Origin of the sequence: Rhodoplanes roseus (assembly GCF_003258865.1) — a bacterium.
GTDB lineage: Bacteria > Pseudomonadota > Alphaproteobacteria > Rhizobiales > Xanthobacteraceae > Rhodoplanes > Rhodoplanes roseus.
In genome coordinates, this window is sequence record NZ_NPEX01000059.1 from 1 (window position 1) to 10,988 (window position 10,988).

Consider the following 10,988-nt stretch of genomic DNA (forward strand, 5'->3'; position numbering starts at 1 on the left):
GGTCGCCGCCCTGACGGCCGGCGTGCTGGCCGCGGCTCCGCTGGCGGTCGACGCGACGCTCGGCACGGCGGCGGCCCAGCCGGCCGGCGGCTCGAACCCGCCGAACGCGCTGCAGGGCTTCGCCCAGAACCGCGACAAGCCGGTGAAGATCGAATCCGCCTCGCTCGAGGTGCGCGACAAGGAGAAGATGGCGACCTTCGCGGGCGACGTGCATCTGGTGCAGGGCGACGTCACCCTCAAGTGCCGCAGCCTGGTGGTGTTCTACGAGCCCGACGCCAAGCAGGACGCCAAGGACACCAAACCGGCCGCCAAGCCCGCCAACACCAACGCGATGGCGGGCGGCTCCGGCTCGCAGCAGATCAAGCGGATCGAGGCGCGCGGCGACGTGATGGTCAGCCAGAAGGACCAGGTCGCGGTCGGCGACAACGGCATCTTCGACATGAAGGCCAACACGGTGACGCTGGTCGGGAACGTCGTCATCTCGCAGGGCCCGAACGCCGTGCGAGGCGACCGGCTGGTGGTCGACATGACGACCGGCCGGTCTCAGGTCCTGTGCGACAAGGGAACCCAGTGCCGCGTCCAGGCCGTCCTGATGCCGGGCAGCCAGAAGGCACCCGAGGGTGGCGGGCCGGCCGCCGGCGCCCCGTCCGGCAATCGTGACGCCGCCCGCGAGCCGCCGCGGCCACGCTCCGGCGGGCCGAGCCCGACCGGCCTCTACTAGGTCGGGCGGTCGCTCCCGTGTCGCAGTCCCGTGTCCGCCTGCCTCCAGACGCTCCGCCCGCGCCGCCGCGTTTGCGCGCCGGGCGCAACCCGCTATGGTCCGGCCCGGATCCCGCACGGGGTCCCGTCCTGATGGTTCGCTCGGAGGCGTCGAGGCGCGCGTGGCCGGTTTCTTTGGCAGGTTCAAGCCCCGCCCCCCGAAGACGCGGGGACGCGACATCGCGTCGGCGGGCTGGCTCGACGAGCCGATGCCGGCCGGGTCCGAACCCATGAATTACGAGCCCCGCCTGGACGGATCCGCCGCCGCGCCACGCCAGACCGAGCAGCAGGCGCACCGCGCCGCGACCCACGGCTACCTGGCCATCCACGGGGTGGAGAAGACCTTCGTGGGCCGCAAGGTGGTGAAGGGGGTCAGCCTGTATGTCCGCCGCGGCGAGGCCGTCGGCCTCCTCGGGCCGAACGGCGCCGGCAAGACCACGGTGTTCTACATGATCACCGGGCTGATCAAGGCCGACCGCGGCCGCATCGAGCTCGACGGCTACGACGTCACGGCGCTGCCGATGTACCAGCGCGCCCGCCTCGGCATCGGCTACCTGGCGCAGGAGCCGTCGATCTTCCGCGGTCTCAATGTCGAGGACAACATCCGGGCCGTGCTGGAGATCGTCGAGCCCAACAAGAAGCGGCGCGAACAGGACCTCGACTCCCTGCTCGAGGAGTTCAACATCACCCGGCTGCGGAAATCACCATCGATCGCGCTGTCGGGCGGCGAGCGCCGCCGCGTCGAGATCGCCCGGGCGCTGGCCAGCCGGCCGAGCTACATGCTGCTCGACGAGCCCTTCGCCGGCATCGACCCGATCGCGGTGGGCGACATCCAGGCGCTGGTCCGACACCTGACCCAGCGCGGCATCGGCGTGCTGATCACCGACCACAATGTCCGCGAGACGCTCGGCCTCACCGACCGCGCCTACATCATCTACTCGGGCGAGGTGCTGACCGAGGGCGCCACCGAGGACATCGTCGCCAATCCCGACGTCCGCCGGCTGTATCTCGGCGAGAGCTTCCGGATGTGACGACGCGGGCCGCGTCCTCGCGGTCCCGGGCCTGTCCCGCCAATCGCCTGAATCTCCAGTTCTTGCCGGAATCCGATCACGGTATCGTGATCGCCGGCCGCCGGCGCGGCCCCGTCCAGCCCCCCTGTTGCACCTCTGCAACCCCCGCGGGCTCCCGCTGCATACCAGAAAAACCTCGCAAAGATTCGGATGTACAGGGGTCGATAAACTAGCTAAGCAAGAACCGGACCAACTTCGGGTGTTTCATGGCGCTCTCGCAGAGGCTGCAGCTCCGACAGACCCAGTCGCTGGTGATGACCCCCCAGCTGCTGCAGGCGATCAAGCTGCTGCAACTCTCGCATCTCGACCTCTCGGCCTATGTCGAGGGCGAGCTCGAGCGCAATCCCCTGCTGGAGCGTGAGAGCGGCGACGAGCCGGGCGCCCCGGAGCCGACCGGCGCCGATGCGCCCCCGCCCGCGGGGGAGGCGCCGGCGGCGCCGCGCGACGCCGCCGAGGAGTGGATGGCGGACAGCAACGACACCAGCCGGTCGTCGATCGAGGACCGGCTCGGCACCGACCTGGAGAACGTCTTTCCGGACGAATCCGGCCCCGGCCTGTCCCGCCTCGCCGAGGAGCGCCCGGCCGGCTACTCGGAATGGTCGGCGGTCGGCTCCGGCGGCCGCGACGACGACGACTACAATCTCGAAGCCTTCGTGGCGGCCGAGCCGACGCTGGCCGACCATCTCGCCGAGCAGCTCGCGCTCGCCGTCCAGGATCCGGCCGACCGGCTGATCGGCCAGTACCTGCTCGACATGGTCAACGAGTCCGGCTACCTGGCCGGCGACACGGCCGAGGTCGCCGACAAGCTCGGCTGCGCGATCGACAAGGTCGAGGCGGTGCTGACCAAGCTGCAGGCCTTCAACCCGTCCGGCGTCTGCGCCCGCAACCTCGCCGAATGCCTGGCGATCCAGCTCCGCGAGAGGGACCGCTTCGATCCCGCCATGCAGGCGCTGGTCGCCAACCTGGATCTCCTCGCCAAGCGCGACGTCGCCGCCCTCAAGCGCAAATGTGGCGTGTCCGACGAGGACATCGCCGACATGATCGGCGAGATCCGGCGACTCGATCCGAAGCCCGGCCTGCGCTTCGGCACCACCACGGTGCAGCCGGTGGTGCCCGACGTGTTCGTCCGCCAGGCGCCGGACGGCTCGTGGATCATCGAGCTGAACTCCGACACGCTGCCCAAGGTGCTGGTCAACCAGACCTACTATTCGCGGGTCGCCGGCCGCGCCAAGAAGGACACCGAGAAGTCCTATCTGTCCGACTGCCTGCAGAGCGCGGCGTGGCTGGTGCGCGCCCTCGACCAGCGCGCCAAGACGATTCTGAAGGTCGCGAGCGAGATCGTCCGCCAGCAGGACGCCTTCCTGACCCACGGCGTCGAGCATCTGCGGCCGCTCAACCTGAAGACCGTCGCCGACGCCATCAGCATGCACGAGTCGACGGTGTCCCGCGTCACCGCGAACAAGTACATGGCGACGCCGCGCGGCACCTTCGAGCTGAAATACTTCTTCACCTCGTCGATCGCCGCCTCGGACGGCGGCGAGGCGCATTCGGCCGAGGCGGTGCGCCACCGCATCAAGCAGCTCATCGACGCCGAGACGCCGGGCGACGTCCTCTCCGACGACACCATCGTCGAGAAGCTGCGCGAGGCCGGCATCGACATCGCCCGCCGCACCGTCGCCAAATACCGCGAGGCGATGCGCATCCCCTCCTCGGTCCAGCGCCGCCGCGACAAGCAGATGAAGGCCGCGACGGTGTAGCCTCAGGACAGCGGCGCACCCGGCCGCCGCGATTCCAGCATCCCTCTCATTCGAGCGGAGGCACAGCCGTGTCCGACCCGCAGAACGTCTACGACGACCCGGTCTTCTTCGAAAACTACGCGCGCCTGCGCCACTGCGGAACCGGTCTCAACGACTGGCTGGAGCAGCCGGCGCTGTGGTCGTTGCTGCCGCCGCTCGCCGGCCTGCGCGTGCTCGATCTCGGTTGCGGATTCGGCGATTTCGCCCGCAAGGCCCGCAGGGCAGGCGCCCGCATTGTGGTCGGACTCGACGTCTCGACACGAATGCTGGCGCAGGCCCGCGCGCTGACCGACGATCCGGCCGTCGCGTATCGGCACGGCAGCATCGAGCGGCTCGATCTCGACGGCCGCTTCGATCTCGTGGTGTCGTCGCTGACGCTTCACTACGTTGCTGAGTACGCGGCGGCCGTCGCCCGCATCGCGCGCCTGCTCGACCCCGGCGGCGTCTTTGTCTTCTCGGTCGAGCACCCGATCTGCACGGCACGGGCCGAACAGAAATGGGTGTGCGACACCGACGGCAGGCCGCTGTACTGGCCGATCGACGAGTATCGGTCCGAGGGTCCGCGCTCGACGCGCTGGTTCGTCAACGGCGTGATCAAGCATCACCGCACCGTCGAGACCTACGTGACCGGTCTGCTCGAGGCCGGCCTGACGCTGCGGGCCTTGCGCGAGCCCGAGCCGGTCGAAGACACCATCCTGGCAGATCGCGACCTGCACCGCCGGCGACCGCCGATCCTGGTCCTCGCCGCCACCCGCTGACGGGGCCCGTTCCACCGTGACCTTCGACGGGATTGCCTGGGGAGGCTTCACCCCTGGCGGCCTGATGCGCCGCGATGGTCCCGACTGTCGCCTCCTCCTGCGCTCGGCTACGCTACGACCGGGATCGAACCTGCCGGAGTCCGAAAGAATGCTCAGCCATGTGACGGTCGGCACCGCCGACGTTTCGCGTGCGACGCAGTTTTACGACGCCGTGCTGGCGACGCTCGGCATCGTGCGGGTGAAGACGATCAAGATCGGCGCCGGTTACGCGCCGGAAGGATTTTCGGGGATCGAGCCGCCGTTCTGGGTGCTGCGCCCGCAGAACCGCCAGCCGCCGACGATCGGCAACGGCTGCATGGTGGCGTTCGAGGCGACGACCCGTGCCGCCGTCGATGCGTTTCACGCGGCGGTTCTGGCCCAGGGCGGCAGCGACGAGGGCGCGCCCGGCCTGCGGCCGCATTTCCATGCGAACTTCTACGGCGCCTATGGGCGCGACCTCGAGGGCAACAAGCTCTGCTGCGTGTGCCACCGGGACGAATAGGGCCGGGACTCGACGGGCCGGCCGGCAGAGGTGCAGTTCGGCCACACCCTGCGACGAATTCGTTGCGCCGCCACGGCTTGGCCATGTCGACGGGCCAATCTGGCCGCATGATACGACGCTCGGGCGGGGGATCGCCGGCCGAGCTGCAAACGTCAACGAGCCCAGGAAACCCGGGAGCCGACCGCGCGGTGCGCCTCGCCCTCGCCATATCGGTGATCGTGCACGCCGTCCTGTGGGGACTGGCGGGCCTGCAGATGCGCGCGCCGCTCGCCGCCGTGACGCCGTCCATGGAGGTCGAGCTCGTCCGACCCGACGAGGTGCCCGAGCCGCCCAAGCAGGACACCGCCAAGCAGGACGCGACCAAGCAGGACGCGACCAAGCAGGACGCGCCGAAAGAGGAGCCGGCCAAAGAGGAAACGGCCAAGCAGGAGCCGCCGGCGCCGCCCGAACGTCCGACCGAGACGGCCGCAGCGCAGCCGCCGCAGCCCGAGCCGCCGACCCCGCAGAGCGCTCCGCAGCCGTCCGCGCCGGAACGGCCGAGCGAGCCCGACCCGGTGGACCAGACCGCCGCGGTCGCGGCTCAGCCCCGCGCGCTGCCCTCGGCGCCGCAGCTCGCGATGGCGGCACCGGCCGAGGACGACTCGGAGCCGGCCGGCTCCGGCAGCTGGTTCGACTCGCCCCTGATGAACATTCCGGTCGGCTACCAGACCACCGATCGCAAGGCGAAGCTGACCGAGGGCGAGATCGCCGCCTTCCGGGCGCATCTGCGGACCTGCTGGCAGCCCTCGGCCGCCCTCGCCGACGCGCCGGCGAAGCTCAACGTGGTGCTGCGGGTCGCGCTGAAGCCCAACGGCGCGCTCGCCGCCGAGCCGACGCTCCTCGCCGCCAGCGCCTCGGCGAAGGGCGCCGTGCTGATGCAGACCGCCATGGCGGCGCTCACCCGCTGCCAGGCGATCGGCGTGCTGCCGGCGGCGAAGTACAAGGAGTGGAAGCTCCTCGACCTCGCCTTCTCGCCGTCCGGCCTCACCGGCCTGCCGAAGCTGTGACCCGGTTCACGCCTCCGGCGGCGGGATGTCCAGCACCGAGCGGTTGATCGGGAAGCGGTCGGCCAGGAGGGCCGCCTCGAACCGGCCGGCATATTCGGACCAGGAGATGCCCTGCTGGTGGCGCAGCGCCGCCTCGTGCTGGCGGCGCCACAGGGCGTCGTCGGTCATCAGCGCCACGGCGCGCTCGGCGAAGCGGTCCGGGTCGGCCTCGTGGAAGCCGGTGATGCCGTCGAGCACGCGCTCAGGCACGGCGGCGACCGGCGCCACCACGGCCGGCACGCCGAGCGCCTGCGCCTCGGCGACCGCCAGGCAGAACGCCTCGACCTTGTGGCCGAGATAGAGCAGCACGCGCGCCGCCCGCATCGCCTCGATCAGCCCTTCGCGCGTCGCCGTCGGATGCACCCGCACCGAGGCGCGCACATGCGCCGGCTGGTCCGGCGGCAGCAGCGAGCCCGACCACACCGACCACGCGTCGGTGCCGGGCGGCATCTCGTGCACGCCGTAGACGTCGAGCACGGCGTCGGGCACGCGCGGCAGCACCTTCTCGGCCCAGATCTCGACGAGGCGGCGCAGGTTGCGTTGCGGATTGGAGGCGAAGATGGCGCGCCGCGGCGGCACGGCCGGCTGCGACGGCCAGCCACGCACGTCCTCCGGCAGGCCGAGCGGAATCAAAATCTGCGGATCGCGCCGCGGCAGCACGGGCGACCAGATGTGCACCTGATGCAGGCTCTGCAGCACCGGCACGGGCCGGTACCACCAGACCCGGCCGAGCTGCTTGTAGTGCTTGAGATGGTTGGGCTGCCACAGCACCCAGATGGCGCGCCGCTCGGGCCTTCGCACGAAGCGCAACAGCCGCGGATGCTGGCAGGCGACATAGAGGTCGCAGGTCTCGGGTCGCGCGCCGGCGATCGGGCGCCAGGCGACGCCGTGATCCTCCACCGGCTCGGTGCAGTTGGTGTAGACGGTGACGGCGTGGCGGCGCCGCGCCAGCTCGCGGGCGAGGCGGATCACCGAGGACTCGGTGCCGCCGAGCGGTTGCGTCTCGAGATGCCGCCCGTCGTACTGGCGCGTGGTGTCGGTGATGATGATGTCGGCCATGATGATCGTGGCGATGGGTCGCTGCGTTGCCGCCTGGGGACCGCTGTGATACCGCAACCGCTCGCTTCCCCAAAATCCGTCGTCCAGGACCCCGCCTCCTGGCCTTCCTGGACAACGGACGGCCCCGACCGAGCCGTGGCGCTGCTTTCCGGGGCGACGCTCGCGCCCGAGAACCTGATGGTCCCGACCGGCCTGGCGCACTGAGCGGCAGCCCGAAGCTTCGACCGCGGTCGTCATCCGCAGCCCCGCCTTGCGCTCGTCGCACCGGGCCCGCACATTGGGGCGATCGGCCACTGAAGCGGATGTTCCGATGCACACGAGATCGCTGAAGTCCTGGCAGCACGACCACGTCTTTCTGGGTGCCGGCCACGACGCCAACGAGCGGCGGACCTGGGCCGTGGTGGCCCTGACCGCGACCATGATGGTGGTCGAGATCGTCGGCGGAACGCTGTTCGGCTCGATGGCCGTGGTGGCCGACGGCTGGCACATGGCGACCCACGCCGGCGCGCTCGCCATCGCGGCGGTCGCCTACCGGGTGGCGCGAAGGAACGCCGAGAATCCCGCCTTCACGTTCGGCACCGGAAAGATCGGCGAGCTCGCCGGCTTCGCCAGCGCCGTGGTGATGGCGATGGTCGCGCTGCTGGTCGCCTGGGAATCGGTGCAGCGCCTGGTCGCGCCCGTTGCGATCGCGTTCGACCAGGCGATCGGCATCGCCGCCGTCGGTCTCGCCGTCAATCTCGTCAGCGCCTGGCTGCTGTTCGACGCCGATCATCATCATCATGGCCACGGCCTCGTCGGCCATCACGATCATGACGACCGCCATCACGGTGATCACGACCACCATCATGATCACGACCACCATCATGGTCATGATCACGACCATCATCATGGTCATGATCACGACCATCACGACGACGGCCATCACGCTCACGCGCCGCATCGCGGCCACGACAACAATCTGCGCGCGGCGTACTTTCACGTCCTGGCCGATGCGCTGACCTCGGTGCTGGCCGTGGTGGCGCTGCTCAGCGCGCGCTACGCCGGCTGGACCTTCATGGATCCGCTGATGGGACTGGTCGGTGCCGTGCTGATCACGCAATGGTCGGTCGGCCTGCTGCGCTCGGCCGGCGGCGTGCTGGTCGACCGCGTGCCGGACGCCGGACTGGTCGCCGCTGTGCGTCAGAAGCTCGAGGTCGGCACCGACCGGGTCAGCGACCTGCATCTGTGGCGGGTCGGGCCGGGGCACGCCGCACTGATCGCGGCGGTCGTCAGCGACGACCCGCAGCCGCCGGCGCACTACAAGGCGCGGCTCGCCGATCTCGCATGGCTGTCGCACGTCACCATCGAGGTGAACCGCTGCGAGGCGCACGATCACGACGATGCGAGGCCGCGCCTCAGCGCGGCCGCCTGATCCGCACATAGAGAGCGCCGGCGCCGCCGTGCCCGACCGCCGCGTCGAAGCCGGCGACGCAGGTCCGGAACTCCGGGAGCTGCAGCCACAGCGGCACCTGCCGGCGCAGCACGCCACGGCCGAGCCCGTCGCCCTCGCCCCCCTTGCCGGTGATCACCAGCACGTAGCGCGCTCCCGAACCTTGCGCCCGCCACACGAAGGCGCGCAGCGCCGCATGCGCCTCCGCCTGGGTCATGCCGTGCAGGTCGATGCGGGCGTCGATGTCGGTGTGGCCGCGCACCAGGCGACGGGTGTCGCGCCGGCCGATCGGCGCCAGCGGCGGCGCCTTCGGCTCGGGCGGGGCAGTGTGCCGGACTTTTTGGCGGGCCGTCGCGGCGGGGCGGGCTTCGGTCGCAGGCGTCGGTGCGGCGGGCGCGGCCGGCAGCGGCGTCACGCTGGCGCGGGCCGGATGCATCGGCCGCACCGAGCGGATCACACCGGACCACAGCCGGTGCTCGTCGTCGCTGAGCTTGCGGACCATGGCCGTGCCTCGCCGCTCCTCACCGCGCGCCGTGCGAGCGACGGGCCCGCTGCTCGGCCCGGTTCGGCCGCCGCTTCACGGCGGGCTTCTCCGGCTCGGGCGGCGGACGCAGCAACGGCAGCGGCATCTTTTCGCCGACCGCCACCGGATCGATCTCGCGCGGCACCAGCATGACGAAGCGCCCGGCCTGGCGGATGCGCCCCGCCACCCGGCCGGCCTCGTCGCCGGCGCCGAAATAGAGGTCGGCCCGCGCCGGCCCGACGATCGCCGAGCCGGTGTCCTGGGCGATCATGGTGCGGCGGAACGCGTCGGCGCTGCGCAGCGAGGCGATCGGCAGGTCGGCCGTGATGTAGAACGGCGTGCCGTAGACGTGCAGGCCGCGATCGACCGCGATGGAGCGCCCGGCCGCCAGCGGAATTCCCTGACCGCCGACCGGCTCGTCGTGCACGTCGAGGCCGGTGATGCGGAAGAACACGAAGGAGCGGTTCTGCCGCCGCACCTCGTTCGCCTCCTCCGGGTTCTCGCGCATCCAGTCGCGGATGCGCGCCATCGACATCTCCTCGCGCGGGATGTGACCGCGGTCGATCAGGACGCGGCCGACCGCCGTGTAGGGGAAGCCGTTGTGGCCATCGTAATTGACCCGCAGCAGCGTGCCGTCCTCGAGCCGGACCCGGGCCGAGCCCTGGATCTGGATGGTGAGGAGGTCGGCCGGATCCTTCAGCCAGCACAGCTCGAGATGCCGGCCGGCCAGCGCCCCGTCCTCGATCTCGGCGCGGTCGTGATAGGGCACCCGGCTGCCGTCGGCCAGGACCCGCAGCGCCGGGCCGCGATTCGGAAACGGCTGCCCCGGCTTGGCGTTGGGCGACACCAGGTCGGGCGGCCGGCGATACATCGGCACCTTGAAGATCTGGGTGGGGAAGCGCGAGCCGTCGACGATCGGCTCGTAATAACCGGTGAGGAAGCCGGCGCTCTCGCCGATCCGGCTGATCCGCACCGGCCGAAACTCGGTCTCGAAGAATTTTCGCGCCATCTCGGCGGAGGGGGCTCGCAGGGCGAGGGCGCGGCGGCACGGGGCGATCAAGGCGCGCCGCAGCGGCCGGGGATCGGCGCTCGCATCGCCGCGCACGAGCGGCCGGCAGCTCGCGCGGAAGGCGGAGAGCGCTGCGGCGTGGTCGTCCTCGGCCCAGCCCGGCAGGTCGGCCCAGGCGACCGGCTCGAGCTGGCCGTCCTCGATCTGCAGGGGTGTCTCGGTGGGAAGGGCCGGACGATGGCGGGGAAGCGGCGGCTCGCCGCTGCGCCGTGCGACCTCCGCCTCGGCGGGGCCCGTGGCGCCGAAGCCCAGCGCGCCGGCGCCGATCGCCCAGGCGAGGACGAGACCGATGCGGCGGGGGCGAACGGCGTGCATCGCTCGCCGCCGGCCCGGCTAGTGGCCGGCCTCGGTGGCGACCAGCTTCCAGTTGGGATCGCGCGACGAGACGTCGCGCGCAAAGGTCCACACGTCGGTGACCTCGGTGACCTTCTCGTCGCTGCCGTCGACCACGGCACCGGCGCGGTCGCGCGTCACCGAGATGAGCTGCGAGACGAAGCGCAGCGTGACCTGGGCGATGCGGCCCCGCAGCTCGGCGGCGGAGATCTCCGCCGTGTCGATCGAGACGAAGCGGGTCTCGGCGGTCTCGCCACGGCTCTCGCGATCCTTGATGGCCGCCTCGAAGCCGTCGAACACCTCTTTCGAGAGCAGGTTGCGCAGCGAGCGGCGGTCGCCCTCGGCGAACGCCGTGACGATCATCTCGTAGGCGGCGCGGGCGCCGGCCAGGAAGTGCGGGGGATCGAATCCCTTGTCGGCCGTGGCGATCGCCTCCAGGCCGGCGGCGACCGGCGAGCCCGGCGCGGCGATGCCCTTCAGCTGGTCCGGCGACACGGCGGCGGCCGGTGCCGTCTCGACGGTGTCGATCGGCCGGACCGCGGCGGCGTCGCCGCGCGGCGGCAGGG

Annotated in this window: 11 protein-coding genes; 7 read left to right on the forward strand and 4 right to left on the reverse strand. The window is 71.2% G+C overall.

Annotated elements, in window-relative coordinates; translation table 11 throughout:
• The 6 genes from CH341_RS11045 to CH341_RS11070 form a co-directional block, all read left to right on the forward strand.
• A partial coding sequence (locus tag CH341_RS11045) for an LptA/OstA family protein (protein WP_111419085.1) occupies positions 1 to 721 on the forward strand: 721 nt, incomplete at its 5' end.
• Between the two features lie 94 nt (positions 722 to 815).
• Positions 816 to 1,790 (forward strand): LPS export ABC transporter ATP-binding protein, encoded by a 975-nt coding sequence (lptB, locus tag CH341_RS11050; RefSeq protein WP_425376174.1) that lies wholly within the window; start codon positions 816 to 818, stop codon positions 1,788 to 1,790.
• A 245-nt stretch (positions 1,791 to 2,035) separates the two neighbouring features.
• Entirely contained in the window at positions 2,036 to 3,586 is a 1,551-nt protein-coding gene (gene rpoN / locus CH341_RS11055) for an RNA polymerase factor sigma-54 (protein ID WP_111419086.1), read from the forward strand.
• 68 nt (positions 3,587 to 3,654) lie between these two features.
• On the forward strand, positions 3,655 to 4,383 hold the full coding sequence (locus CH341_RS11060) for a class I SAM-dependent methyltransferase (protein WP_111419087.1): 729 nt from the start codon (positions 3,655 to 3,657) through the stop codon (positions 4,381 to 4,383).
• A gap of 148 nt (positions 4,384 to 4,531) precedes the next feature.
• Positions 4,532 to 4,924: a VOC family protein gene (locus tag CH341_RS11065; RefSeq protein WP_111419088.1), complete on the forward strand. Its 393-nt coding sequence runs from the start codon at positions 4,532 to 4,534 to the stop codon at positions 4,922 to 4,924.
• Between the two features lie 188 nt (positions 4,925 to 5,112).
• Entirely contained in the window at positions 5,113 to 5,970 is an 858-nt protein-coding gene (locus CH341_RS11070; protein ID WP_111419089.1) for a prolipoprotein diacylglyceryl transferase, read from the forward strand.
• Positions 5,971 to 5,976: 6 nt separating this feature from the next.
• Here CH341_RS11070 and CH341_RS11075 read toward each other — a convergent pair whose 3' ends face one another.
• The gene (locus tag CH341_RS11075) at positions 5,977 to 7,068 is read right to left on the reverse strand and encodes a glycosyltransferase (protein WP_111419090.1); all 1,092 of its coding nucleotides are present in this window, start codon (positions 7,066 to 7,068) and stop codon (positions 5,977 to 5,979) included.
• A gap of 310 nt (positions 7,069 to 7,378) precedes the next feature.
• Between CH341_RS11075 and dmeF the strand changes: the two genes are divergently transcribed.
• Positions 7,379 to 8,479 (forward strand): CDF family Co(II)/Ni(II) efflux transporter DmeF, encoded by a 1,101-nt coding sequence (gene dmeF / locus CH341_RS11080; RefSeq protein ID WP_111419091.1) that lies wholly within the window; start codon positions 7,379 to 7,381, stop codon positions 8,477 to 8,479.
• Here the strand turns inward: dmeF and CH341_RS11085 are convergent.
• From CH341_RS11085 to CH341_RS11095, 3 genes are all read right to left on the reverse strand, one after another.
• Complete coding sequence (locus CH341_RS11085) at positions 8,463 to 8,999, reverse strand: Smr/MutS family protein (protein WP_111419092.1); 537 nt, start codon at positions 8,997 to 8,999, stop codon at positions 8,463 to 8,465. The two genes, dmeF and CH341_RS11085, sit on opposite strands and share 17 nt — an antisense overlap.
• 19 nt (positions 9,000 to 9,018) lie before the next feature.
• A complete protein-coding gene (gene mltA / locus CH341_RS11090; protein WP_111419093.1) occupies positions 9,019 to 10,404 on the reverse strand; it encodes a murein transglycosylase A in 1,386 nt (461 codons plus the stop codon).
• A gap of 18 nt (positions 10,405 to 10,422) precedes the next feature.
• The coding region (locus CH341_RS11095; RefSeq protein WP_245430996.1) for a Tim44/TimA family putative adaptor protein at positions 10,423 to 10,988 on the reverse strand (566 nt) is incomplete at its 5' end.

Bases quoted from the DNA above. Each gene is read 5' to 3' on its own strand.
- lptB (WP_425376174.1), top strand. From the start codon at position 816: ATGGTCCGGCCCGGATCCCGCACGGGGTCCCGTCCTGATGGTTCGCTC.
- rpoN (WP_111419086.1), top strand. From the start codon at position 2,036: ATGGCGCTCTCGCAGAGGCTGCAGCTCCGACAGACCCAGTCGCTGGTG.
- dmeF (WP_111419091.1), top strand. From the start codon at position 7,379: ATGCACACGAGATCGCTGAAGTCCTGGCAGCACGACCACGTCTTTCTG.
- CH341_RS11065 (WP_111419088.1), top strand. From the start codon at position 4,532: ATGCTCAGCCATGTGACGGTCGGCACCGCCGACGTTTCGCGTGCGACG.
- CH341_RS11075 (WP_111419090.1), bottom strand. From the start codon at position 7,068: ATGGCCGACATCATCATCACCGACACCACGCGCCAGTACGACGGGCGG.
- mltA (WP_111419093.1), bottom strand. From the start codon at position 10,404: ATGCACGCCGTTCGCCCCCGCCGCATCGGTCTCGTCCTCGCCTGGGCG.
- CH341_RS11085 (WP_111419092.1), bottom strand. From the start codon at position 8,999: ATGGTCCGCAAGCTCAGCGACGACGAGCACCGGCTGTGGTCCGGTGTG.